We start from the raw sequence: 22,918 nt of genomic DNA on the forward strand, positions 1-22,918 counted from the left end.
CGGACGCGGCGGCGCCTCAGTCCTCGAAGCCCTCCGCGGCGCGCTTCTCGCGCAGTTCCTTGATCGCCCGGCGGCGGGCCAGCCGGTGGGTGCGGCGGATCTGGGCCTCCTGGTAGCGGCGCTTGTCGCGCTCCGTCTCGGGGAGGACCTGCGGGACCCGGCGGGGCCTGCCGTCGGCGTCGACGGCGGCGAAGACGAGGTAGGCCGAGCCGACCTGGGTGGCCGGGGTGGACTCGTTCCAGCGTTCGGCCAGCACCCGGACACCGACCTCCATGGAGGTCCGGCCGGTCCAGTTGACCTGGGCCTTGACGTGCACCAGATCCCCGACGCGCACCGGCTCCAGGAACACCATCTCGTCCATCGAGGCCGTCACCGCCGGCCCGCCGGAGTGCCGCCCGGCGACGGCCCCGGCGGCGTCGTCGACCAGCTTCATGATCACCCCGCCGTGCACCGTCCCCAGAAGGTTCGTGTCGTTGTGGGTCATGATGTGGCTGAGGGTGGTGCGGGACGCCGAGGTCGGCTTGCCCGGGATCTCCGAAGCGCCGGAATCCGCAGCTGGGGCCAGGTCTGTCATGACCCCCACCTTATGCCGCGGCGGCGTGCGGGGGATTTGTGTCAGCTTCGCCACAGCCGTGCTCTGATTTTCCGACGACTCTTGTATGGCCCACCACCGGGACCTGCACACTGTTCGGCATGAATGATTGGCCCGAGGGGTTCTCCGGCGGCGACCGCGGCAGCCGGTACGGACGGGGCAGCTCCAGCGCACAGCCCGAGAGCGCCCGTGTCATGCGGCAGGTCCGCCGCGGCCCGGCGGCACCGCCCGGGCCGGCCGGCTACGGCGGGGTGCCGCCGCAGCCGTCGTACGTCGACGGCGCCGGCCACGGACCCGCCGACGGCTACGACAGCGGCTACAACACCGGCCAGGTCTACGGCACCCCGGGCGGCAGGGGCCCCGGCGGTCCGGGCGACGGCCGGTACGAGCCGCGGCCCGCGCCGGACTGGCGCCGCCGCATCAAGCTCACGGCGATCACGGTCGCGGTGGTGCTGGTGGTGACGGGTGTCGGCACCTACTTCTGGGCCGACTCCAAGCTGAACCGCGAGGTCGACCTGTCGAAGGTCATCGAGCGGCCGGAGGCGGGCGAGGGCACGAACTACCTGATCGTCGGCTCCGACAGCCGCAAGGGCATGTCGGCCGAGGAGAAGAAGAAGCTGCACACCGGGTCCGCCGAGGGCAAGCGCACGGACTCGATGATGATCCTGCACACCGGCGGCGGCGCCCCGACGCTGGTCTCGCTGCCGCGCGACTCGAACGTCACGATCCCGTCGTTCAAGGGCTCCGACTCCGGCAAGTTCTACCCGTCCACGGGCCGCCAGACGAAGCTGAACGCGGCCTACGCCGAGGACGGCCCGGAGCTGCTGGTGCGCACGGTGGAGGCCAACACGGGCCTGCACATCGACCACTACGTGGAGATCGGCTTCGCCGGCTTCGCCAACATCGTGGACGCGGTCGGCGGGGTCGAGATGGACATCCCGCAGGACATCAAGGACACCAAGTCGGGCGCGGACCTCAAGAAGGGCAAGCAGACACTCAACGGCGAGGAGGCCCTGGCCTTCGTCCGCACCCGCTACGCCCTGGCCGGCTCCGACCTGGACCGGACGAAGAACCAGCAGAAGTTCCTCTCGGCCCTGGCCAACCAGGTCGCCACCCCCAGCACGATCCTGAACCCCTTCAGGCTGTACCCGACCATGGGCGCGGGCCTGGACTCGCTGGTCGTCGACAAGGACATGGGCCTGTACGACCTGGCGTCGATGTTCTGGGCGATGAAGGGGGTCAGCGGCGGCGACGGCAAGTCCATGAACATGCCGATCGCGGGCAACACCGCGAACGGCAACCTGCAGTGGGACACCGCGAAGGTGAAGACGCTGGTGAACCAGCTGAAGAACGACGAGACGGTGACCGTCTCCGGCAAGTGAGCCCGGCCGGGCGCCGAAGGCGGCCGGCAGGAAAGGGGGGGCACCCGGGCGGGTGCCCCCCCCTTCGCCGTGCGGCGGCGCTCACATCGTGGCGCCGGACATCGACCGGCACAGGTCGGCGCAGCGGCGACACGCCTCCGCGCACCGCATCATCTGGGCGTCGTCCGGCATGGACATACACGCCTCGGCGCACATGTCGCAGGCCCGGGCGCACATCGCGCACATGTCGGCGGACAGCGGCGAGCGGCGCATCATCATGTCGGCGCACATACGGGTCATCTCGGCGCAGTCGATGACGGCGCGCATGATCGGCATCTGGGCCGGGCCGCCCATCTGCAGGCAGGAGCTCATGGTCTCCTCGCACACGCCGTGGCAGGTCATGCACGCCTGGACGCACTCCTGCATCTCCTGGCTCAGCGGGGTGGCGGTGGCGGGCTGCTGGGTCATGACGTCCTCCCGGAGGGAGCGGGAGCCGCGGATCGGCGCCCGCCCTTCCCGTCCTACGCCTGTCGCCCCATGAGCACCACAGGGGGGACACGGGCGGGTGCGAAGCGGCGCCGGCCGCCCCCGGAGGGCCCGCGGCTGTGAGGCATGACTCATTCCCGGCGGCGTGAAATCACCGGCAGCGGCAAAGAGGGTGGATGGCGCGTCCGCGGGGAGCGGCGTCGCGCAGGCGGGGCGCCCAGCAGTTCGTGGCAGGGGAGACCACAGATGACACAGCAGACCGAGGAACGGCCGTCGGTGAGGCCGGCGGACCCGGAGGAGCGCAAGCAGCGGCTGCGCAGACGGCTGGAGCGGCTGATCGGCATCGCCGCGACCGAGGGCAACGAGCTGATCCCGCTGCGCAACGGCGACGAGATCTTCCCGGCGATGCTGGCCGCCATCCGCGCGGCACGGCACACCGTCGACATGATGACGTTCGTGTACTGGCGCGGCGAGATCGCCCACGAGTTCGCCGCCGCCCTGGCCGAGCGGGCCCGGGCCGGGGTGCGGGTGCGGCTGCTGCTGGACGGCTTCGGGGCCAAGCAGATCGAGCGGGACCTGCTGGACGCCATGGACGAGGCCGGTGTGCAGGTGGCCTGGTTCCGCAAGCCGACGCGGCTGTCGCCGATGCGGCAGAACCACCGCTGCCACCGCAAGGTGCTGGTCACCGACGAGCACACCGCCTTCACCGGCGGCGTCGGCATAGCCAAGGAGTGGTGCGGCGACGCGCGGAACCCGGACGAGTGGCGCGACACCCACGTGCAGGTGCGCGGTCCGGCCGTGGACGGCATCGCCGCGGCCTTCGCGCAGAACTGGGCCGAGTGCCACGACGACCTGTACGACCACCACGACCGCTTCACCGCGCAGGAGCAGCCGGGCCGGGCCACGGTCCAGGTGGTGCGGGGTTCGGCGAGCTTCGGCTGGCAGGACATGCAGACGATCCTGCGGGTGGTGATCACCTCGGCGCAGGAGCGGCTGCGCCTGTCCACCGCCTACTTCGCCCCCGACACGTACTTCATCGACCTGCTGGCCGCCGCGTCCCGCCGGGGCGTCGAGGTCGAGATCCTGCTGCCCGGGCCGCACACCGACCAGCGGGCCTGCCTGCTGGCCGGGCGGCAGCACTACCAGACGCTGGTGGACGCGGGGGTGCAGGTGCGGGAGTACCAGCCGACCATGCTGCACACGAAGATCCTCACGGTGGACGGGGTCTGCTCGCTGATCGGTTCGACCAACTTCAACCGCCGCTCCATGGAGCACGACGAGGAGGTCCTGCTGGCCGTCCTCGACGAGGACTTCACCGCCCGGCTGGACGCCGACTTCGAGGCCGACCGCAAGCTGAGCGAGCCCATCGACCCGGCGCGCTGGCGGCGGCGCCCGCTGCCGATGCGTCTGGCCGAGGCCTCGGTCACCCCCATCCGCCGCTTCCTGTGAGACACCCCGGCCCCCGGCGGGCGCCGGGGGCCGGAGACGTTCTCGCCGCAAGGGCCTCCATGATGCCCTCGGAACACTCTGGAGCGGCCAGGCAGGCCGCGACCCTGAGGGCCTGCTCTGCAGTCCGCTCGATGAACACGGCCTGCCTCTCGGGCAGGTCTCACCCAAAGTGCGGGCGTAGCGGCGCACGATCCGCCACAGTGGCCGGGCGTCCTCCGCAAGCGTGATCACTCGGGGCCGTGCGGTCGCCACCCGTACGCGTCCGACAGTTCCGAACCATCCGCCTTCGGCAGGCTCACCCGGTCGTCATCGAGCATCGGGACAGATTCGAGCAGGAAGGTGAGGATGCGGTTGTACGAGCCTCCGGCAGCCTCCGACGCCCACGTACTTGGTCCAGTCGGACGGAGTGACGTGGCAGTGCAGAACTTTGGCGGGGTCGCGCACTTCCTGCGCCTCTTCCTTGGTCGTGTTGCGCAGCGTGGCCCCTCCCATGCCGCCCGCAGCTTGATCGTGGACGACACGTCCCGCTTCACTCGGCGGAGCACTTCCGTAGTAGCGGACGTCAGATCCGGCCATCATCAGAATCTACGAGGGCCGCAAGGACCCGCGTGGTCTTCTCAGTAAGTTCACCGCCAGCCTTGCCCGCAACTGTGGTCAGGTAGCCCTCTCGTCGCGCGCGCTTGAGATGGTCCTTCACGGTTTCGGGACGGCGGCCGATCAGCCGCGCCAGCCATGGGACGGGAGCCTGGGCGCCCAGGTCGGCCATGGTCTTGTAAGTCGAGGCCAGCATGGCCAAGTACCGCTCTGACACACCTTCGTTGGTGAGCAACAGGCCCGCCGCCGACCCCGCTTCCTCGACCTTCGTCGTCACCTCCTCCATACCTTGCTGAAGCTCAGGCGCCTTCTCTGCCAGCTTCATGGCCGCCGCAAGGTCGAGCCTCCGCAGAACAGTGGTGGAGATCCCACGCGCCACGTCACGCGTGGCGGAGCCCTCCGCTGCCTCGACAGTGATCCGCTGCGGCCCTCCGCTGATCGGTCCCGTCGGCCACCACATGCGGATCACCCAAGCCCCTTGCTCCTGGGTGATCTCGAACCCGCTCTCATTCGGTTCCACGCTTTCGAACGTACCACACAGGGTGAGCCACCCTGTGTTGACAACCCAGGGTGGACCATGTGCAGACTGGATCACGCCGGGCAACCGGCACGACGCAGGGCCGTCCGTGCGTCATCGACAGAGAGGGCCGCCTCAATGGCAAGGGCACGGGTCGCGCGATCAAAGGACGACCCGAAGAAGCGCAAGGAACAGGAACTCGACGCCGGAACGTACCTCGACGATCGGCTGGGCAAGCAGCCGGTGACGGCCGTGTGGGAGCAGTGGACCCAAAGGAAACTGGAGAACAGCACCAAGAAGCAGTACCGATCCATCCTCGGCACGACCATTGAGCCGTTCTTCAAGGCCCGTTCGATCGTATCCCTGAAGGTTTCCGACGTTGAGCAGTGGCTCTCGTGGATGGAGCAGGACCGGAAGCTCTCGGCCCGCACACGACGCCAGCGGTTCTCGTTCTTCTCCGGGATGATGGACTGGGCCGTCGTCAACGAGATCATCGGTCGGAACCCGTGCAAGAAGGTCAAGGGCGCGGGCAGCCGCGCCAAGGAGATCCGGGAGCACAAGAGCACCGCCCGGCAACTCACGACGCGGGAAGTCCTAGCGATGCTCGATGCCGCTCCTCCGCGATACCGCGCGATGCTGTGGCTCATGGCCGGGTGCGGCCTGCGGCTGGGTGAGGCCATGGCGGTGTCCCGCGATCAAATCGACTTCAAGGCCGAGACGCTTCGCGTCGACTTCCAGATTGCGGAGGACGGAGACACCGCATCGGGTAAGAACAGCGCAATTCAGCGTCGGCACATCAAGGCGCGTGACGAAGGCGAGCCAGGGCGTTCCGTCCCCCTCCCGCCGAACGTCGCGTTCGAGCTTCGGCGGCACATCAAGAACCACGGCGTATGGGGGCCGGAACGGCTCCTCTTCCCCAACGTGACGAGGACTGGCTACCTCTACGCGTCGTACTTCTACCCGAAGATCTGGATGGAGGCTCTGGGCAAGGGACAGGTGAAGTACTGCAAGGCTCACTCGCTCCGGCACTACTACGGGTCGCGACTGCTGTACGCCGGAGTCCCCGAGAACGATGTGGCCGACTGGATGGGCCACAGCAGTACTGACGTGCTCAGGGAGCACTACCACTACATCTTCGAAGGGGCCGAGCAGCGCGGCCGTGCAGCCATCGCAACCATGCTGACGCCCGGCGCGGACGATCCCACGGAGGCGCCAGAGGTCGCCTGATCCACGTACGACAACAGCCCCCGGCAGCACGCCGGGGGCTGCGTCGTTTGTACAGGTCAATGGCTGGTTTTCAGCTCGGAACTGCCCAGGATTCCCCCAGCATGACGCCCAGGAACGGCCTTGATCGGGCCGCGACGGGCAGAAAACCGAGGGTGTCCCTCCGGACCTTCGAAACAGCTTCTGAGCTGCGAAAACCCTGCTAGGGCAGGTTCCTCGCCATCACGATCCGCTGCACTTGGTTCGTGCCTTCATAAATTTGCGTGATCTTGGCGTCGCGCATCATGCGCTCGACCGGGTAGTCGCGGGTGTAGCCGTAGCCGCCGAGGAGCTGGACAGCGTCGGTGGTGACCTCCATCGCCACGTCCGAGGCGAAGCACTTGGCGGCGGCGCCCAGGTAGGTGAGGTCGGCGTCGACGCGCTGGGAGGCGGCGGCGGCCTGGTAGGTCAGGGCGCGGGCGGCCGAGATCTTCATGGCCATGTCGGCGAGCATGAACTGGATGCCCTGGAAGTCGGCGATGGGCTTGCCGAACTGCTTGCGCTCCTTGACGTAGCCCTTGGCGTAGTCGAGGGCGCCCTGGGCGATGCCGAGGGCCTGGGCGGCGATGGTGATGCGGGTGTGGTCGAGGGTCTTCATCGCCGTGGCGAAGCCGGTGCCCTCCTCGCCGATCATGCGGTCGGCGGGGATGCGGACGTTGTCCAGGTAGACCTCGCGGGTGGGCGAGCCCTTGATGCCGAGCTTCTTCTCCGGGGCGCCGAAGGAGACGCCCTCGTCGGACTTCTCCACGACGAAGGCGGAGATGCCCCTGGACCGCTTGGCGGGGTCGGTGACGGCCATCACCGTGTAGTACTCCGACTCGCCGGCGTTGGTGATCCAGCGCTTCACGCCGTTGAGGACCCAGAAGTCGCCGTCGCGGACGGCCTTGGTCTTCATGCCGGCGGCGTCGGAGCCCGCGTCCGGCTCGGACAGGCAGTAGGAGAACATGCCCTCGCCCTTGGCGAGCGGGGCCATGTACTTCTTCTTCAGCTCCTCGGAGCCGGAGAGGATCACGGGCAGGGAGCCGAGCTTGTTCACGGCCGGGATGAGGGAGGAGGAGGCGCAGACCCGGGCGACCTCCTCGATGACGATGACGGTCGCCAGGGCGTCGGCGCCCGCGCCGCCGTACTCCTCGGGTACGTGCACGGCGTGCAGGTCGTTGGCGACCAGCGCCTGGAGCGCCTCGCGCGGGAAGCGGGCCTCCTCGTCCACCGCGGCGGCGTGCGGCGCGATCTTCGCCTCGGCCAGCGAGCGGACGGCGTCACGGAGCATGTCGTGCTCCTCGGACGGGCGGTACAGGTCGAAGTCAGCCGATCCGGCCAAGGTCTCTCACGCTCCAAAACGCTGCGATGGTGGCGCTAACTACCGTTAAGTAATCAAAATTTTATGACGTAGCCCACCGGAGTGATACGTGAGCTAGGCGACAGCCCGTAAGTCGCCCCGTGGGGCGGCCCGCCGGGCCCCGGATATGCTCGGGCGCGCACGACATGCCGCAGACGTCTGGAGCACCCATGGCCCTGAAGATCACCGTGATCGGCACCGGTTATCTCGGTGCGACCCACGCGGCGGCCATGGCCGAGCTGGGCTTCGAGGTGCTGGCCCTCGACGTGGTGCGCGAGAAGATCGAGAAGCTGGAGCGCGCCGAGGCCCCGATGTACGAGCCGGGCCTGGACGACCTGCTGCGCCGGCACGTCGCCGGTATCGAGGGCTCCAGCGGACGGCTGCGCTTCACCCAGGACTGGGCCGAGGTGGGCGCCTTCGGCGATGTGCACTTCGTGTGCGTGAACACCCCGCAGCGGCACGGCGAGTACGCCTGCGACATGTCCTACGTGGACTCCGCGATCGCCTCGCTCGCCCCGCACCTGCGCGGCCCGGCCCTGGTGGTCGGCAAGTCGACCGTGCCGGTGGGCTCTGCGGACCGCCTCGCCTCCTACCTGGCCGCGCACGCGCCCGCCGGGGAGGACGCCGAGCTGGCCTGGAACCCGGAGTTCCTGCGCGAGGGCTTCGCCGTCGACGACACGCTGCACCCGGACCGGATCGTGGTGGGCGTGCGCAGCGAGCGGGCTGAGAAGCTGCTGCGCGAGGTCTACGCGACGCCGGTCTCCGAGGGCTCGCCGTTCGTGGTGACCGACTTCCCGACCGCCGAGCTGGTGAAGACGTCCGCCAACTCCTTCCTCGCGACGAAGATCTCCTTCATCAACGCCATGGCGGAGGTGTGCGAGGCGGCCGGCGGCGACGTGGCCAAGCTCGCGGAGGCGATCGGCCACGACGACCGCATCGGGCGCAAGTTCCTGCGGGCCGGCATCGGCTTCGGCGGCGGCTGCCTGCCCAAGGACATCCGGGCGTTCATGGCGCGCGCCGGTGAGCTGGGCGCGGACCAGGCCCTGACCTTCCTGCGGGAGATCGACTCCATCAACATGCGCCAGCGCGGCCAGATGGTGGAGCTGGCCCGGCAGGCGCTGGGCGGCGGCCCGTTCCTGGGCAAGCGCGTGGCGGTGCTGGGCGCGACCTTCAAGCCCGACTCCGACGACGTGCGGGACTCCCCCGCGCTGAACGTCGCCGGGCAGATCCACCTCCAGGGCGGCCAGGTCACGGTCTACGACCCCAAGGGCATGGACAACGCCCGCCGGGTCTTCCCCACCCTCGGCTACGCCGGCTCGGCGCTGGACGCGGTGCGCGGCGCGGACATCGTGCTGCACCTGACGGAGTGGCGGGAGTTCCGCGAGCTGGACGAGGAGGCCCTGGGCGAGGTCGCCGCGGCCCGCGTCATCCTGGACGGCCGCAACGCGCTCGACCCGGAGCGCTGGCGCAAGGCCGGCTGGACCTACCGGGCGATGGGCCGCCCGCAGGCCTGAGCGCGCGGCGCGCGAGACACGCGGGACAGGTGACGCCGGTTCGGCCGAGGCTCAGTCGGCCGAACCGGCGTCCTGCTGCATTCTGCCCCACCGAGGCGGACCGCGGGGCGGTTGAGGGCTCCCGGGGCCCGTCCGGCCCCGCCGGACTCCTGGTGCGATCGCGCCTGACTCCAGGTGCGGCCGGTCCACGCGGGGCGCTCCCCTAGCCCTCCTTGGCCCGGTACCTGCGCATCTTCGCCCGGGCCCCGCACACCTGCATGGAGCACCAGCGGCCGCGGCCGGCCGGGCTGCGGTCGTAGTAGGCCCAGTGGCAGTCGGCGGCCTCGCAGGCCTTGAGCCGGGACCAGGCCCCGGTGACCAGCGACTCGGCGACGGCGGCCGCCACGCGGGCGGGCAGGCTGCGGCTGTCGGCGGGGGCCAGGGCGGCGGAGCCGGTCGCGGGGTCGACCGTGACGACGAGCGGGGCCGTGGCCAGCAGCTCCCCGAGCGGTGTCACCGCGCGGTGGGGCGGGTGCCCGGCGTGGGCGAGGAGGACCGCGCGCAGCGACTCGCGCAGTTCGCGCGCCCGGTCCGCCTCCTGCGGGGTGATCCCGAAACGCGCCCGGCCCTCGGCCGTGTCCAGGGCGTCGGCGCCCGACTCGATGTCCAGCGTGTTGACCAGGGCCTCGACCAGGGCCAGGCCGCCGGGCGCGGGCGATCTCTCCGTCATGGCTGGACCGTACCTCTCGCGTTTTCCCTTGCGAGGTTACCGCCGATACGGGAGCATGCAGTAACGGTTACCGGTTACCCGTCCTCTGTCGGTAACGCGACGGAGGTCACGACGGGTGACGAGAATGCGAGGAGGAAGTCATGGCTCTGGCCAAGCTGGGTGTCGTCGTCCTGGACTGTCCCGATCCGCGCGCACTGGCCGGCTTCTACGCCGAGGTGCTCGGCGGCACGCCGACGGTGGAGACCGACGGGGAGGACGAGTGGGTCGACCTGAAGGTGCCGGGCGGTCCGGACCTGGCCTTCCAGTCCGCCGCCGGACACGTGCCGCCCCGATGGCCCTCGCCGGAGCACTCCCAGCAGTTCCACCTGGACCTGGTGGTGGAGGACCTGGACACGGCCGAGAAGGGCGTCCTGGCGCTGGGCGCGAAGGTGCTCGACGCCGAGGACCGGGAGCGCAGCTTCCGGGTTTACGCCGATCCGGCCGGGCACCCGTTCTGCCTCTGCGCCTGCTGACCCGGGGAGGGTTCATGTCCGTTGTGGCACGTCTGCGTTCGGTGGTCGTCGACTGCGCCGACCCCCGCGCACTGGCCCGCTTCTACGCGCAGGTCGTCGGCGGGACGCCGGAGGACCACGGTCAGGACTGGGTGGTGCTGCACGTCCCCGGTGGTCCCCGGCTCGCCTTCCAGCGCTCGCCGGACCACACGCCGCCCGAGTGGCCCCGGGCCGACCGCAACGCCCAGCAGTTCCACCTGGACCTCGACGCCGGGTCGACGTGGGAGGAGATCGACGCGGCCGAGGAGCGGGTGCTGGCGCTGGGCGCACGGGTGCTGGACAAGGAGGACGACGTCAAGAAGGACTTCCGGGTCTACGCCGACCCGGCGGGGCATCCGTTCTGCCTCTGCCGCATCGAGCACGGCTGACCCGCGGGCCCGTCCCCAAGGACGGGCCCGTCAGCCGTCCAGTTCCGCGATCGTGGCGGCGGACGGCAGGCGCCGCTGCTGGGCGGCACGGGCCGTGAAGTCCGCGCCGCGCAGCACGCGTTGCACGTTTCCCCAGGTGAGCAGGGCCACGTCGGCCTCGTCCCAGCCGCGCCGCAGCAGCTCCGCGACCAGCCTGGGGTAGCAGGAGGTGTCGGCCAGCTCCTGGGGGTGGGCGGAGCCCGAGTCGTACGTACCGGACAGCCCTACGCTGTGGGCGCCGGCCACCGCGCGCACGTGGTCGAGGTGGTCGGCCACGTCCCGCACCGTCGGCCCGGTCTGCTCGGCGGTCAGCGGCACCAGGCACAGCCCCTTGGCCGCACCGAGCTCCGCCAGCAGGTCGTCGGGGAGGTTGGCCGGGTGGGGGCGGATGGCGCGGGCGGCCGAGCGGCTGCACAGCACGGGCGCCCGGGACAGGGACAGCACCCGGCGGATGGTGGGGACGGACGCGCCGGACAGGTCCGCGATCACCCCGAGCCGGTTCATCTCGCGCACCACCTCCTCCCCGAACCGGGTCAGCCCGGCCTCGCTCGCCCAGGTCACCCCGGTCAGGGTCAGCGCGCGCACGCCGAGCCGGTGCAACTGGCGCAGGATGCCGAGCGAGTCGCCCACCGCCGGCGCACCGGCGGGCCCCAGCAGCACCGCGACCCGGCCGCAGTTGCGGGCGTCCACGACCTGTCCGGCCGTGGTGGCCAGCCGCAGCCCCTCGTCACAGGTCCGGGCGACGGTCCTCGCCAGGTCCAGCTGCTCCAGGGTGGCGCCGACGGCCCGGTCGCCGTCCAGCCCCTCCGGCAGGTGCAGGGACCAGAACAGCGCGCCGACCCGGCCCTCGCGCAGCCGGGGCACGTCCGTGTCGACCGTGGTCTCGCCCTCCTCCAGGTCGTACCAGGACAGCCGCTTCAGCGCCCAGGGCAGGCCGTTGTAGCCGTCGGCGACGGGGTGCGCGGCGAGGATCGCGCGGGCCCGGGTCAGGGGCGCGTCGTCCGGGTCGGAGACGGGCTCGTAGGTCTCCGCCGGGACGACGGCCTCGTCGGGGTACGGGCCGGGCAGGTCGTCCAACTCGCCGGCCGCGGCGGTGGGGCGCAGCTCGTCCTGGAGGTCTGCCATGGCGGCTCCCGTACGGTCGTTCGTGAGGTACGGTCACCGTCGCACGCGGCAGGGGGTTGTTCCTGGTGGGCGGGGCGTTCGGGGTACGGGTCCGGGGCCCCCGGGGGCTTCAGCGGGCGGGCGCGTCCAGCGACTCGATGGTGGCGTGGGACGGCGGGCGGGCCGCGTGCAGCGCGCGGGCCACGTCCTCCGCCGCGTCCAGCACCCGGACGGCGTTCTTCCAGGTCAGCTTGGTCAGGTCCGCTCTGGACCAGCCGCGGTCGAGGAGTTCGGCGATCAGGTTCGGGTAGCCGGAGACGTCGTCCAGTCCGGCCGGGGTGAAGGCCGTGCCGTCGTAGTCGCCGCCGATGCCGAGGTGGTCGACGCCCGCGACCTCGCGCATGTGGTCCAGGTGGTCGGCGACCGTCGCCACGGTGGCGACGGGCCGCGGGTGGCGCTCCTCGAAGGCCCGGTGGACCTTCATCGCCCCGGCGGTGGTGTCGAGGTGGTGGAAGCCGTGGGCGCGCATGTTCTCGTCCGCGGCGGCCGTCCAGTCGACGGCGGCCTGCAGCACGAACTTCGGCACGAACGTCACCATCGCCATGCCGCCGTTGGCGGGCAGCCGCTCCAGGACGTCGTCCGGGACGTTGCGCGGATGGTCGCAGACGGCCCGGGCCGAGGAGTGGGAGAAGATCACCGGGGCGGAGCTCGCGTCGAGCGCGTCCCGCATGGTCGTCGCGGCCACGTGGGAGAGGTCCACGAGCATGCCGAGGCGGTTCATCTCCCGGACGACCTCGCGGCCGAACGCGGTGAGACCGCCGGCCTTCGGCACGTCCGTCGCGGAGTCGGCCCAGTCGACGTTGTCGTTGTGGGTGAGCGTCATGTACCGCACGCCGAGCGCGTACAGGCCGCGCAGGGTGCCCAGGGAGTTGGCGATGGAGTGGCCGCCCTCCGCGCCCATGAGGGAGGCGATGCGGCCCTCCGCCCGGGCGGCCTCCATGTCGGCGGCGGTGAGCGCCGGGCGCAGGTCCGCGGGATACCGGTCCAGCAGCCGGCGTACGCAGTCGATCTGCTCCAGCGTGGCCGCGACCGGGTCGGGCGAGTCGGTGCGCACGAACACCGACCAGTACTGCGCACCGACCCCGCCGGCCCGCAGCCGGGGGATGTCGGTGTGCAGGTGGGCGCTCTGGTCGGCGGCCACGTCCCGGGCGTCGAGGTCGTAGCGCACCTGCTCGCGCAGCGCCCAGGGCAGGTCGTTGTGCCCGTCGACGACGGGGAACTCGGCCAGCAGCGCCCGGGCGTCGTCGAGGGACGGCACGCCGGTCACTTCCCGAACCCGAAACCGCCGCCCGCGCCCTCGACCTTGGAGCGCAGGCGCTTGCCCTTCTCGGTGGCCTGGTCGTTGAGCTCCTGCTGGAACTCCCGCATCCGCGTGCGCAGGTCCTCGTCGTGCGCGGCGAGGATGCGGGCCGCGAGCAGTCCGGCGTTGCGGGCGCCGGCGACGGACACCGTGGCGACCGGCACACCGGCCGGCATCTGCACGATCGAGAGCAGGCTGTCCATGCCGTCGAGGTACTTCAGCGGCACGGGCACGCCGATCACGGGCAGCGGCGTGACCGAGGCGAGCATGCCGGGCAGGTGGGCGGCGCCACCCGCCCCGGCGATGATCACCTTGAGCCCGCGCGTGTCGGCCTGCTCGCCGTAGGCGACCATCTCGCGCGGCATGCGGTGCGCGGAGACGACGTCGACCTCGTAGGCGATCTCGAACTCGTCGAGGGCCTTGGCGGCGGCCTCCATGACGGGCCAGTCGGAGTCCGACCCCATGACGATGCCAACAACAGGGCTCATTCGGTGATGGTGCCTCTCAGGTAGCCGGCAGCGTGACGGGCGCGCTCCAGCACGTCGTCCAGGTCGTCGCCGTAGGTGTTGACGTGTCCGACCTTGCGGCCGGGCTTCACGTCCTTGCCGTACATGTGGATCTTGAGCTGGGGGTCGCGGGCCATGCAGTGCAGGTACGCGGAGTACATGTCCGGGAAGTCGCCGCCGAGGACGTTGACCATCACGGTCCACTTGGCACGCGGGCGCGGGTCGCCCAGGGGCAGGTCCAGGACCGCGCGGACATGGTTGGCGAACTGGCTGGTGACGGCGCCGTCCATCGACCAGTGGCCGGAGTTGTGCGGGCGCATGGCCAGTTCGTTGACGAGGATGCGGCCGTCGCGGGTCTGGAACAGCTCGACCGCGAGGTGGCCGACGACGCCGAGCTCCTTGGCGATGTTCAGCGCCATCTCGGAGGCCTCCAGGGCGAGGGCCTCGTCGAGGCCGGGCGCCGGGGCGATCACGGTGTCACAGACGCCGTTCACCTGCTGCGACTCCACCACGGGGTAGGCCACGGCCTGGCCGTGCGGGGAGCGGACCACGTTGGCGGCCAGCTCCCGGACGTAGTCGACCTTCTCCTCGGCGAGGACGGGGACACCGGCCCGGAAGGGGTCGGCGGCCTCCTCGACGGAGTCGACGACCCACACGCCCTTGCCGTCGTAGCCGCCGCGGACGGTCTTCAGGACGACGGGGAATCCGTCGCCCTCGGCCGCGAAGGCGGCCACGTCCTGCGGGTCGGACACGATCCGGTGCCGGGGGCAGGGCACGCCGATCGCGTCGAGTCTCGCGCGCATCACCCCCTTGTCCTGGGCGTGCACGAGCGCGTCCGGGCCGGGGCGCACGGGGATGCCGTCCGCCTCCAGGGCCTTGAGGTGCTCGGTGGGTACGTGTTCGTGATCGAAGGTGATCACATCGCACCCGCGCGCGAACTCGCGCAGCGTGTCGAGGTCGCGATAGTCGCCGACGACGACCTCGCTCACGACCTGCGCAGCGGAGTCCTGCGGGGTGTCACTGAGGAGCTTGAACCTGATGCCGAGCGGGATGCCCGCCTCGTGTGTCATACGAGCGAGCTGGCCACCGCCGACCATGCCGACTACCGGGAACGTCACCCTCTTAGGGTATCGGCCGCGCCAGGGTGGCCGGTTTCCCGTCCCTCCCGGGGCCGGACCGGACCGTCTGCGGCCGTCCCCCGGCGTCCGCAGGAAGATCGCGCGGGCGGGTGGTTAGCATGGCTGCGTTGACGCCGACCACGGACGGGGGCCTGTACGACCATGGCAGATGGTGCCTCCGGGCTTCGGCGTTTCGTCCGCGAAGTCGCCAAGTTCGGCGCGGTGGGCGGGGCCGGGGTGCTGGTCAACCTGCTGGTGTTCAACCTGGTGCGGCACGTCACCGACCTCCCGGTGGTCCGGGCCAGCGTCATCGCGACCGTCGTGTCGATCGCCTTCAACTACGTCGGCTTCCGCTACTTCACCTACCGGGACCGCGACAAGTCCGGCCGGACCCGTGAGCTGACCCTGTTCCTGCTGTTCAGCGCGGTCGGCCTGGTCATCGAGAACGGCGTGCTGTACACGGCCACGTACGGCTTCGGCTGGAACACCCCGCTGCAGAACAACGTCTTCAAGTTCGTCGGCATCGGCGTCGCGACCCTGTTCCGCTTCTGGTCCTACCGCTCCTGGGTCTTCCGGGCCCTGCCCGCCGCCGCGGAGCCGGTGGCCCGGCCGGAACCGGTCCGCCCGGCCCGGACCGGCCAGCGGGTGCCCTAAACCCGTCCTCCCGACGGACCGGACCTAGCGGACCGTCGGCTCGTCGCCGTCGAGGGACTTCTGCACCGGGGTGCGGGACAGGAACAGGCCGAAGACCGGGGGTTTGGTCTGCAGCATCTCCAGGCGGCCGCCGTCGGCCTCGGCGAGGTCGCGGGCGACCGCCAGGCCGATGCCCGTGGAGTTGCGGCCGCTGATCGCGCGCTCGAAGATCCGGGCGCCCAGGTCCGCGGGGACGCCGGGGCCCTCGTCGGTGACCTCGATGACCGCCTGGTTGCCGGTGACGCGCGTGCGCAGCGCGACCGTGCCGCCGCCGTGCATCAGCGAGTTCTCGATCAGCGCGGCGAGGACCTGCGCCACCGCGCCGGGTGTGCCGACCGCCTCCAGGTGGCGCTTGCCGGAGCTGACGATCGCCCGGCCCGCGCTGCGGTACGCCGGCCGCCACTCGGCGAGCTGCTGCTGGATGACCTCGTCGAGGTCGAAGGTGACGGCGGAGCCCGTGCGCGGATCGCGCGAGTTGGTCAGCAGCCGTTCCACCACGTCCGTCAACCGCTCGACCTGCGTCAGCGCGATCGTGGCCTCCTCCTTCACCGTGTCCGGGTCGTCGGTGAGGGTGATCTCCTCCAGCCGCATGGACAGCGCCGTCAGCGGGGTGCGCAGCTGGTGGGAGGCGTCGGCGGCGAGCCGCCGCTCGGCGGTCAGCATGCGGGCGATGCGCTCGGCCGAGCCGTCCAGCACGTCCGCGACCCGGTCCAGCTCGGGCACCCCGTACCGCTTGTGCCGCGGGCGGGGGTCGCCCGAGCCGAGCCGCTCGGCCGTCTCGGCCAGGTCGGTCAGCGGCGAGGCGAGCCGGTTCGCCTGGCGCACGGCCAGCAGGACGGCGGCGACGACCGCCAGCAGGGCGACCAGGGCGATGATCAGCAGGGTGCGGCCGACCTCGCGGGTCACCGAGGAGCGCGGCTCCTGGACGGTGACGGTCTCGCCCTCCTCACCGGGGGCGGTGGCGCTGATGACGTCCCCGGCCGGCTGGGTGCCCACCTCGATGGGCGCCTCGCCGGGGATGCGGATGACGGCGTAGTAGCGGTCCTGCGTGACCTGGTCGCGCAGCACCTCGGCGTCGACCTGCTGCTCGCCGAAGAGCCGGCTGTCCACGATGCTGGCCAGCCGCACCGCCTCGGACTCGACCCGCTCGCGGGCGCTGTTGCTGATCGTCCGCGTCTCGACGATGACGAGGGAGACGCCGAAGACGGCGATCACCACGAGCACCACGGCGAGCGTGGACTGGATCAGTCGGCGGCGCATGTTCTCTTACCCGATCCCCCGTGCCGGCCCGCGGTTCAGCTCTTCTCGAAGCGGAAGCCCACACCGCGCACGGTGGCGATGTAGCGGGGGTTGGCCGCGTCGTCGCCGAGCTTCTTGCGCAGCCAGGAGATGTGCATGTCGAGGGTCTTGGTCGAGGACCACCAGGTGGTGTCCCAGACCTCCCGCATCAGCTGGTCGCGGGTGACGACCCGGCCCGCGTCCCGCACCAGCACCCGCAGCAGGTCGAACTCCTTGGCCGTGAGCTGGAGCTCCTCCTCGCCCATCCAGGCGCGGTGCGACTCGACGTCGATGCGCACGCCGTGCGTGGCGGGCGGCTGCTGCGGTTCGGCGGCACCGCGCCGGAGCAGGGCCCGCACGCGCGCCAGCAGCTCGGCGAGCCGGAACGGCTTGGTGACGTAGTCGTCGGCGCCGGCGTCGAGCCCGACGACGGTGTCCACCTCGTCGGCGCGGGCCGTCAGGATGAGGATGGGAATGCTGTGGCCCTCGCCACGCAGGCGGCGGGCCACCTCGAGACCGTCCATGCCGGGCAGGCCCAGGTCGAGCACGACCAGGTCGACGCCGCCCTGCAGTCCGGCGTCGAGCGCGGTGGGTCCGTCCTCACGCACCTCGACCTCGTAGCCCTCCCGGCGCAGAGCACGGGCCAGCGGCTCCGAGATGGACGCGTCGTCCTCGGCGAGCAGTACTCGGGTCATGCAGTGATGGTAGACCTGCACGGCCCTGAGCTGGGGTGTGACCGGAAGGGGCCGCTCTTACCGGGGGCACACCCGCCTCTCACCCGCCTGGGGTATGCGTACGTACCTCTGCCTGTGGGGTGCGATCCTGGTAAGGACCTTCGAAACCGGGTGCGCGGTTCCGTCGAGACCTGTGATCCGCGTCTCAAACCCTTCCATATCCGGCGGTGTCCTGCCGTATGGTGATGCAACGCCTGTAGCACCGCGGCGACCTTCAGAGGCCGTTTGCCCTGAAGGTCTCTTTTGTGTGCGGGCCGGTTCCCGCCGGCCCCCGAAAGTGAACGACCTGTGGCCGGGCCTTCGCGTGCGGCGATGCGCGTGAGGGCGTGGATCCCGGTGGCGACCGCCCACCGCTTCGTGATCCGGAGCGGACCCCCGAAGGCGTCGGGCGGACGGCCGTACGCACCGGTGCCGGCAACCCCCACCGGGCGCGCCACCGCTTGCTGCGGTACGCGTCCCGAGCAGCAAGGAACGACCATGGCGTCCAGCCTGACGAAGGACTCGGCCCGACCGGGCACCCCCGGTTCCGAGAAGACCTTCTTCGGCCACCCCCGCGGACTGGCCACTCTCTTCATGACCGAGATGTGGGAGCGCTTCAGCTTCTACGGCATGCGGGCCCTGCTCGTCGTGTACCTGCTCTCCGGCGGCCCCGATGCCAAGAAGGGCAGCATGGGCGGCGGTCTGGGCATGGACCTCGCCACGACGACGGCGATCTACTCGGTCTACCTGTCGATGGTGTACCTGCTCGCCATGCCCGGCGGCTGGCTCGGCGACCGGGTCTGGGGTCCGCGCAAGACGGTGGCGATCGCCGCGGTCACGATCATGGCGGGTCACCTGGTGCTCGCCCTGCCCGGCGGCCAGGCACCGTTCTTCGCCGGTCTGGGTCTGGTCGCGCTCGGCTCCGGCCTGCTGAAGGCCAACATCTCCACGATGGTCGGCCACCTCTACGACGGCCCGGACGACCCGCGCCGTGACGGTGGCTTCACGATCTTCTACATGGGCATCAACATGGGTGCCTTCTTCGCGCCGCTGATCATCGGCACCGTCGGCCAGCAGGTCAGCTGGCACCTCGGCTTCGGTCTCGCCGCGGTCGGCATGGGCATCGGCCTCATCGCCTTCCTCCTCGGCACCCGCCACCTGAGCCCGCAGAGCAACCTCGTGCCCAAGCCGCTGGCCGCCGAGGAGCGCACCTCGTGGCTGCGCAAGGGCCTGCTGTGGCTGATCGTCGCGACCGTCTTCTACGGCGTCGTCGGCCTCACCGGTCACTTCACGCTCAACTGGGCGATGATCCCGCTGACCGTGATCGGTCTGATCATCCCGGCCGGCGTGCTGATCCGCATCAAGCGGGACAAGGAACTCAGCGACGTCGAGCAGTCGAAGATGACCGGCTACATCTGGTTCTTCGTCGCGGCGGCCGTCTTCTGGATGATCTACGACCAGGGCGGTTCGACGGTCCAGGCGTTCGGCGAGACGAAGGCCTCGGGCTCGCTGCTCGGCTTCGACTTCCCGTCCTCCTGGTACCAGTCGCTGAACCCGGTGTTCATCATGGCGCTGGCGCCGGTCTTCGCCTGGATCTGGCTGTGGCTCAACCGCAAGGGCAAGGAGCCGAGCACCGTCGCCAAGTTCGCCGCGGCGCTGTTCTTCATCGGTGTCTCGTTCTTCTTCTTCCTGCTGCCGCTGGGCATGGCCGACGGCGACAAGCTGGTCAGCCCGATGTGGCTGGTGGGCATCTACCTGATCCAGACGGTGGGCGAGCTGTGCCTCTCCCCCGTGGGCCTGTCGGTGACCACGAAGATGGCTCCGGCCAAGTACGCCAGCCAGATGATGGGTGTCTGGTTCCTCGCGGTCACGGCGGGCGACTCGGTGACGGGCCTGCTCTCCAACCCGGCCGTCGGCGGCGTCGACCTCAGCGGCACCGGGGCGGTCGCCGTGGAGGCGGTCCTGGCCGCCGCGGCGGGTGTCGCGGTGTACATGTACCGCAGGAAGGTCAAGGCCCTGATGGGCGACGTGCGCTGACCCTCCGGCAACCTCACGGAAGGGGCGCCCCCCCCCCCCGGGGGGGGGCCCCCCCCCCGCCCCCCCCCCCCCGGGGGGGCCCCCCCCCCCCCCCCCCCCGCCCGCCGCGCGCCCCCCCCCCGGGGGGGGGGCCCCCCCTTCCGCATGCCCGGCCCTCCGGGCGGGACGCCAGGCCGAACGCCGCCGGACGCAAGGGAGCCGCCCGGGCCCCCACGGCCCACCAGCTGCTCAGGGGAGGACCGGGACGCCGCCGGGCAGCGCGCACACGCAGCCGGGGTCAAGCGGCAGAGCCGGACGCGAAGCGACAGGGCAAGCAGAAGCGGTTGAGGGCGGAGAGCGACCGGCGCGAGCAGAAGCGACGGACGGGCGGAGGACGACCGGCGCCGGCCGATGCCGCCGACGAACGGCGGGCAACCGGCGCAAGCGGAGCGCCTCGCGAACGGAGATGGTCGGCGCCGGCCGAGGTGGCCGACGAACGCAGAGCAACCGGCCCGAGCCGGAAAGCCTCACGGACGGATACACGGCGCCAGCCGAAGCGGTCGACGCACTGCGGACAACCGACCCGAGCCGGAACGGCCGATGGACGGGAGCGTCGGGGTCGGGATAGGCCAGTGGCCGGTCGCGCGGCGATGGCCTGCCGGAGCAACGAGGCCCTCTGCGGCCCTCGGGGCCCCGCGTCGGCTCCGGGACGGCCCCGCAGGGTCCCTGCGGGCCCCCGGCCGACCCTCGGGTGTCACCCGGACGGCTCAACGGGTGTTGGAGACGCCGGGAGGCGCACAGCGGGGTCGGTGCAACCAGGAGGGAGCCGACGCCGGGCCGGGGCATCCGCGGAAGCGAACGCCCCGTGCGGCGGCTCGATCAGGCCGGGGCGCCCAGCTCCGCCCACACGGTCTTGCCCGCGACCCCGGGCGTACGGACGACGCCCCAGTCCAGGCACAGCCGCTGGACGATGAACATGCCGTGGCCGCCCGGACGTCCGGCCCGGTGGGGCGTGCGCGGTGCCGGCTGGCCCGTGCCGCGGTCGGAGACCTCTATGCGGATCACCTTGTTGTCACAGGTGATGTGCAGCTGGTCGGGCCCCTCGGCGTGCAGGCAGGCGTTGGTGACCAGCTCGGACACCACCAGCAGCACGTCCTCGGCGGCGGCCCGCTGGTCGGCGGAGTCCGCCGGCAGCCAGCCCCACGCGTACAGCGCCTGGCGGGTGAAGTCGCGGGCGAGCGGTACGACACCGCTCTCGCCCTCGAAGCTCAGCCGGCGCACCTGCCGGCCCCCCGGCGGCGCCGCGGCTCCGGACGGCGCGGCCACACCCTCGACGGACGCACCGGCCGCCGGCTCGCCACCTTCGGACGTCCCGGAAGCGCCGCTGGGCTCCGGCCCGCGGTCGCCCGGCGAGTAAGGCCGGGTGGTGCTCATCAGCGCTTCACCTCACCGATTCACCAGTTCACGATTCAAAGGATTCACTTCACCGTCAGTCACGCGGAAAGCGGCCGGCCGGTTGCGCGGCGCCACTGCCACCCCGGTGGCCGACAGGTTCAGGATGTCTCCTGCCCGGGGGGACCGGCGGAACACCCATGTATTCGGCACCAAACTCGTGACGGTTGTGGAGAACCGGTCACGAGGGGCCGGCCGGGGCTCGGTGCGCCGACGCACCGCCGCTCAGCCCTGTCCTTCGCTCAACGCCGCCTCGATCGTGTCGTGGACACTGAAGACGGCGTCCGCTCCCGTGATCTCGAAGACGCGCGCGACCACCGGCTGCATGCCGACGAGCGAGACGCCGCCACCGGCGGCCTCCGCCTTCAGCCGCGCGCCGAGGAGCACGTTGAGCCCCGTGGAGTCACAGAACTCCAGGCGCGCGCAGTCGATGACCAAGCGCTTGAATCCCTTGGCGAGGCAGTCCTCGAGTGGCTCACGCAACAGATCGGCGGTGTGGTGATCCAACTCACCCGCCGGGGTCACGACGGCACTAGAGCCCTCTTCCCGCACCTCGACCAGAAGCCGGCCAGACTGTGCGCTGCCGACCGTCCCGCGGTCCATGCCGTCTCTCTCTCCCGACGTCGTGGCTGGTTGCTGACGCCCTCGCACACTACGCCCTCCCGCCACGCTTCGACACCCGAACAACTGCACACAAACGGACATATGCCCACAGAACGCACTTGCGGTGGGCTCAGGAAAGCGGGTAGGCCTAGTAGGGACACGTACCCGACACGGCCGGCTTTGGAGGCGCCGCACACCGCAGTGCACGTACTGGCTCCGGCAGCCATATGCCGAGAACGATGGAGGACATCATGTCACCCCGGCTCGACGGATCGCGTACCCAGGAAGCGACGTCGACACCCCCTCCGGAACATCTGGATCCCATCGAGCAGGACGAGATGCTCGTCACACAGGACGACCTTCTCGCCGGACTTCCGGACATCCCCCCGTACGAGGACGTCGACGCGGTCGACGCGCGGGCCCTGTCCAAGACCCTCTTCGAGCGCCTCGAGACGCTGGAGGAAGGGACTTACGAGTACTCGTACGTCCGCAACACGCTCGTCGAACTGAACCTCGCGCTGGTCAAGTTCGCCGCCTCCCGGTTCCGCTCCCGCAGCGAGCCGATGGAGGACATCATCCAGGTCGGCACGGTCGGCCTGATCAAGGCGATCGACCGCTTCGAGCTGTCGCGGGGTGTCGAGTTCCCCACGTTCGCGATGCCGACCATCATCGGCGAGATCAAGCGCTTCTTCCGCGACACGTCGTGGTCCGTACGCGTTCCGCGGCGGCTCCAGGAGCTGCGGCTCGACCTGGCCAAGGCCGGTGACGAGCTGGCCCAGAAGCTGGACCGCGCCCCGACGGTGGCCGAACTGGCCGAGCGCCTCGGCATCTCCGCCGACGAGGTCGTCGAGGGCATGGCGGCGTCGAACGCCTACACCGCCTCCTCGCTGGACGCCCAGCCGGAGGAGGACGACTCCGAGGGCGCGCTCGCGGACCGGATCGGCTACGAGGACCACGGGCTCGAAGGCATCGAGTACGTCGAGTCGTTGAAGCCGCTGATCGCCGAACTGCCGCCGCGCGACCGCAAGATCCTGTCCCTGCGGTTCGTCGCCGGCATGACCCAGTCGGAGATCGGCGAGGAGCTGGGCATCTCCCAGATGCACGTCTCGCGGCTGCTGTCGCGGACGCTGGTACGGCTGCGCAAGGGGCTGACCGTCGAGGAGTGACCCTCGACCCTGGTGTACGTGTCCCTCGGGGGCGGGCCGAAAGGCCCGCCCCCGGGCGCGTGCCACCGGTGGTGGGCGGCGGCCCTTCAGGAGTCGAGGAACAGTGCCGCCGTCGCCCTCGGTGGGC

Annotated in this window: 22 protein-coding genes; 9 read left to right on the forward strand and 13 right to left on the reverse strand. The window is 71.0% G+C overall.

Going from position 1 to position 22,918, the window contains the following annotated elements; all coding sequences use genetic code 11:
* Positions 1-16 precede the first annotated feature (16 nt).
* Positions 17-574 (reverse strand): acyl-CoA thioesterase, encoded by a 558-nt coding sequence (locus ACH4C6_RS33440; RefSeq protein ID WP_398112447.1) that lies wholly within the window; start codon positions 572-574, stop codon positions 17-19.
* Positions 575-693: 119 nt separating this feature from the next.
* On the opposite strand from ACH4C6_RS33440, the gene ACH4C6_RS33445 reads away from it, so the two are divergent.
* Positions 694-1,974, forward strand: a complete 1,281-nt coding sequence (locus tag ACH4C6_RS33445; RefSeq protein ID WP_398112448.1) for an LCP family protein — start codon at positions 694-696, stop codon at positions 1,972-1,974.
* A gap of 81 nt (positions 1,975-2,055) precedes the next feature.
* On the opposite strand, the gene ACH4C6_RS33450 is transcribed toward ACH4C6_RS33445, so the two are convergent.
* Positions 2,056-2,421, reverse strand: coding sequence for a four-helix bundle copper-binding protein (locus ACH4C6_RS33450; protein WP_398112449.1), 366 nt, complete (start codon positions 2,419-2,421; stop codon positions 2,056-2,058).
* Positions 2,422-2,685: 264 nt separating this feature from the next.
* Between ACH4C6_RS33450 and ACH4C6_RS33455 the strand changes: the two genes are divergently transcribed.
* Positions 2,686-3,888 carry a phosphatidylserine/phosphatidylglycerophosphate/cardiolipin synthase family protein gene (locus tag ACH4C6_RS33455; protein ID WP_398112450.1) on the forward strand — a complete coding sequence of 401 codons (1,203 nt, stop codon included), beginning with the start codon at positions 2,686-2,688 and terminating at the stop codon, positions 3,886-3,888.
* A gap of 562 nt (positions 3,889-4,450) precedes the next feature.
* Here the strand turns inward: ACH4C6_RS33455 and ACH4C6_RS33460 are convergent.
* A complete protein-coding gene (locus ACH4C6_RS33460) occupies positions 4,451-5,002 on the reverse strand; it encodes a hypothetical protein (RefSeq protein WP_398112451.1) in 552 nt (183 codons plus the stop codon).
* A gap of 135 nt (positions 5,003-5,137) precedes the next feature.
* On the opposite strand from ACH4C6_RS33460, the gene ACH4C6_RS33465 reads away from it, so the two are divergent.
* Positions 5,138-6,226, forward strand: a complete 1,089-nt coding sequence (locus ACH4C6_RS33465) for a tyrosine-type recombinase/integrase (protein ID WP_398112452.1) — start codon at positions 5,138-5,140, stop codon at positions 6,224-6,226.
* 199 nt (positions 6,227-6,425) lie between these two features.
* On the opposite strand, the gene ACH4C6_RS33470 is transcribed toward ACH4C6_RS33465, so the two are convergent.
* On the reverse strand, positions 6,426-7,583 hold the full coding sequence (locus tag ACH4C6_RS33470; protein ID WP_398112453.1) for an acyl-CoA dehydrogenase family protein: 1,158 nt from the start codon (positions 7,581-7,583) through the stop codon (positions 6,426-6,428).
* Between the two features lie 188 nt (positions 7,584-7,771).
* On the opposite strand from ACH4C6_RS33470, the gene ACH4C6_RS33475 reads away from it, so the two are divergent.
* Positions 7,772-9,115: a UDP-glucose dehydrogenase family protein gene (locus ACH4C6_RS33475; protein ID WP_398112454.1), complete on the forward strand. Its 1,344-nt coding sequence runs from the start codon at positions 7,772-7,774 to the stop codon at positions 9,113-9,115.
* Positions 9,116-9,317: 202 nt separating this feature from the next.
* Here the strand turns inward: ACH4C6_RS33475 and ACH4C6_RS33480 are convergent, their stop codons facing one another.
* On the reverse strand, positions 9,318-9,824 hold the full coding sequence (locus tag ACH4C6_RS33480) for a CGNR zinc finger domain-containing protein (RefSeq protein ID WP_398112455.1): 507 nt from the start codon (positions 9,822-9,824) through the stop codon (positions 9,318-9,320).
* A gap of 140 nt (positions 9,825-9,964) precedes the next feature.
* Here ACH4C6_RS33480 and ACH4C6_RS33485 point away from each other — a divergent pair, with 140 nt between their 5' ends.
* Together ACH4C6_RS33485 and ACH4C6_RS33490 are read left to right on the forward strand one after the other, a co-directional pair.
* Positions 9,965-10,336 (forward strand): VOC family protein, encoded by a 372-nt coding sequence (locus tag ACH4C6_RS33485; RefSeq protein ID WP_398112456.1) that lies wholly within the window; start codon positions 9,965-9,967, stop codon positions 10,334-10,336.
* A 14-nt stretch (positions 10,337-10,350) separates the two neighbouring features.
* On the forward strand, positions 10,351-10,743 hold the full coding sequence (locus ACH4C6_RS33490) for a VOC family protein (RefSeq protein ID WP_398112457.1): 393 nt from the start codon (positions 10,351-10,353) through the stop codon (positions 10,741-10,743).
* 30 nt (positions 10,744-10,773) lie between these two features.
* On the opposite strand, the gene ACH4C6_RS33495 is transcribed toward ACH4C6_RS33490, so the two are convergent.
* From ACH4C6_RS33495 to ACH4C6_RS33510, 4 genes are all read right to left on the reverse strand, one after another.
* The gene (locus tag ACH4C6_RS33495; protein ID WP_398112458.1) at positions 10,774-11,907 is read right to left on the reverse strand and encodes a dipeptidase; all 1,134 of its coding nucleotides are present in this window, start codon (positions 11,905-11,907) and stop codon (positions 10,774-10,776) included.
* Between the two features lie 109 nt (positions 11,908-12,016).
* Positions 12,017-13,204 carry a dipeptidase gene (locus ACH4C6_RS33500; RefSeq protein ID WP_398112486.1) on the reverse strand — a complete coding sequence of 396 codons (1,188 nt, stop codon included), beginning with the start codon at positions 13,202-13,204 and terminating at the stop codon, positions 12,017-12,019.
* A gap of 5 nt (positions 13,205-13,209) precedes the next feature.
* A complete protein-coding gene (gene purE / locus ACH4C6_RS33505) occupies positions 13,210-13,734 on the reverse strand; it encodes a 5-(carboxyamino)imidazole ribonucleotide mutase (RefSeq protein ID WP_369194402.1) in 525 nt (174 codons plus the stop codon).
* Positions 13,731-14,870 (reverse strand): 5-(carboxyamino)imidazole ribonucleotide synthase, encoded by a 1,140-nt coding sequence (locus ACH4C6_RS33510; protein ID WP_398112459.1) that lies wholly within the window; start codon positions 14,868-14,870, stop codon positions 13,731-13,733. The genes purE and ACH4C6_RS33510 overlap by 4 nt, the downstream gene beginning before the upstream one ends.
* A gap of 162 nt (positions 14,871-15,032) precedes the next feature.
* Here ACH4C6_RS33510 and ACH4C6_RS33515 point away from each other — a divergent pair, with 162 nt between their 5' ends.
* Positions 15,033-15,524 (forward strand): GtrA family protein, encoded by a 492-nt coding sequence (locus tag ACH4C6_RS33515; RefSeq protein ID WP_398112460.1) that lies wholly within the window; start codon positions 15,033-15,035, stop codon positions 15,522-15,524.
* A gap of 24 nt (positions 15,525-15,548) precedes the next feature.
* On the opposite strand, the gene ACH4C6_RS33520 is transcribed toward ACH4C6_RS33515, so the two are convergent.
* Both ACH4C6_RS33520 and ACH4C6_RS33525 read right to left on the reverse strand, forming a co-directional pair.
* Positions 15,549-16,823: an ATP-binding protein gene (locus ACH4C6_RS33520; RefSeq protein ID WP_398112461.1), complete on the reverse strand. Its 1,275-nt coding sequence runs from the start codon at positions 16,821-16,823 to the stop codon at positions 15,549-15,551.
* A gap of 35 nt (positions 16,824-16,858) precedes the next feature.
* Positions 16,859-17,536: a response regulator transcription factor gene (locus ACH4C6_RS33525; RefSeq protein ID WP_150481273.1), complete on the reverse strand. Its 678-nt coding sequence runs from the start codon at positions 17,534-17,536 to the stop codon at positions 16,859-16,861.
* Between the two features lie 516 nt (positions 17,537-18,052).
* Between ACH4C6_RS33525 and ACH4C6_RS33530 the strand changes: the two genes are divergently transcribed.
* On the forward strand, positions 18,053-19,591 hold the full coding sequence (locus tag ACH4C6_RS33530) for a peptide MFS transporter (protein WP_398112462.1): 1,539 nt from the start codon (positions 18,053-18,055) through the stop codon (positions 19,589-19,591).
* Positions 19,592-20,449: 858 nt separating this feature from the next.
* On the opposite strand, the gene ACH4C6_RS33535 is transcribed toward ACH4C6_RS33530, so the two are convergent.
* Positions 20,450-21,004, reverse strand: coding sequence for an ATP-binding protein (locus ACH4C6_RS33535; RefSeq protein ID WP_398112463.1), 555 nt, complete (start codon positions 21,002-21,004; stop codon positions 20,450-20,452).
* A 243-nt stretch (positions 21,005-21,247) separates the two neighbouring features.
* On the reverse strand, positions 21,248-21,625 hold the full coding sequence (locus ACH4C6_RS33540; RefSeq protein ID WP_398112464.1) for an STAS domain-containing protein: 378 nt from the start codon (positions 21,623-21,625) through the stop codon (positions 21,248-21,250).
* A 239-nt stretch (positions 21,626-21,864) separates the two neighbouring features.
* Between ACH4C6_RS33540 and ACH4C6_RS33545 the strand changes: the two genes are divergently transcribed.
* Positions 21,865-22,791, forward strand: coding sequence for an RNA polymerase sigma factor SigF (locus ACH4C6_RS33545; RefSeq protein ID WP_398112465.1), 927 nt, complete (start codon positions 21,865-21,867; stop codon positions 22,789-22,791).
* Positions 22,792-22,918 lie beyond the last annotated feature (127 nt).

This window comes from Streptomyces sp. NPDC017943, from assembly GCF_044328425.1.
Classification (GTDB): Bacteria; Actinomycetota; Actinomycetes; order Streptomycetales; family Streptomycetaceae; genus Streptomyces; species Streptomyces djakartensis_A.

What these genes read in the sequence shown, in the direction of transcription:
- ACH4C6_RS33440 (WP_398112447.1), bottom strand. Translation starts at nt 574, where the DNA reads ATGACAGACCTGGCCCCAGCTGCGGATTCCGGCGCTTCGGAGATCCCG.
- ACH4C6_RS33445 (WP_398112448.1), top strand. Translation starts at nt 694, where the DNA reads ATGAATGATTGGCCCGAGGGGTTCTCCGGCGGCGACCGCGGCAGCCGG.
- ACH4C6_RS33450 (WP_398112449.1), bottom strand. Translation starts at nt 2,421, where the DNA reads ATGACCCAGCAGCCCGCCACCGCCACCCCGCTGAGCCAGGAGATGCAG.
- ACH4C6_RS33455 (WP_398112450.1), top strand. Translation starts at nt 2,686, where the DNA reads ATGACACAGCAGACCGAGGAACGGCCGTCGGTGAGGCCGGCGGACCCG.
- ACH4C6_RS33465 (WP_398112452.1), top strand. Translation starts at nt 5,138, where the DNA reads ATGGCAAGGGCACGGGTCGCGCGATCAAAGGACGACCCGAAGAAGCGC.
- ACH4C6_RS33475 (WP_398112454.1), top strand. Translation starts at nt 7,772, where the DNA reads ATGGCCCTGAAGATCACCGTGATCGGCACCGGTTATCTCGGTGCGACC.
- ACH4C6_RS33480 (WP_398112455.1), bottom strand. Translation starts at nt 9,824, where the DNA reads ATGACGGAGAGATCGCCCGCGCCCGGCGGCCTGGCCCTGGTCGAGGCC.
- ACH4C6_RS33485 (WP_398112456.1), top strand. Translation starts at nt 9,965, where the DNA reads ATGGCTCTGGCCAAGCTGGGTGTCGTCGTCCTGGACTGTCCCGATCCG.
- ACH4C6_RS33490 (WP_398112457.1), top strand. Translation starts at nt 10,351, where the DNA reads ATGTCCGTTGTGGCACGTCTGCGTTCGGTGGTCGTCGACTGCGCCGAC.
- ACH4C6_RS33495 (WP_398112458.1), bottom strand. Translation starts at nt 11,907, where the DNA reads ATGGCAGACCTCCAGGACGAGCTGCGCCCCACCGCCGCGGCCGGCGAG.
- purE (WP_369194402.1), bottom strand. Translation starts at nt 13,734, where the DNA reads ATGAGCCCTGTTGTTGGCATCGTCATGGGGTCGGACTCCGACTGGCCC.
- ACH4C6_RS33515 (WP_398112460.1), top strand. Translation starts at nt 15,033, where the DNA reads ATGGCAGATGGTGCCTCCGGGCTTCGGCGTTTCGTCCGCGAAGTCGCC.
- ACH4C6_RS33520 (WP_398112461.1), bottom strand. Translation starts at nt 16,823, where the DNA reads ATGCGCCGCCGACTGATCCAGTCCACGCTCGCCGTGGTGCTCGTGGTG.
- ACH4C6_RS33525 (WP_150481273.1), bottom strand. Translation starts at nt 17,536, where the DNA reads ATGACCCGAGTACTGCTCGCCGAGGACGACGCGTCCATCTCGGAGCCG.
- ACH4C6_RS33530 (WP_398112462.1), top strand. Translation starts at nt 18,053, where the DNA reads ATGGCGTCCAGCCTGACGAAGGACTCGGCCCGACCGGGCACCCCCGGT.
- ACH4C6_RS33535 (WP_398112463.1), bottom strand. Translation starts at nt 21,004, where the DNA reads ATGAGCACCACCCGGCCTTACTCGCCGGGCGACCGCGGGCCGGAGCCC.
- ACH4C6_RS33540 (WP_398112464.1), bottom strand. Translation starts at nt 21,625, where the DNA reads ATGGACCGCGGGACGGTCGGCAGCGCACAGTCTGGCCGGCTTCTGGTC.
- ACH4C6_RS33545 (WP_398112465.1), top strand. Translation starts at nt 21,865, where the DNA reads ATGGAGGACATCATGTCACCCCGGCTCGACGGATCGCGTACCCAGGAA.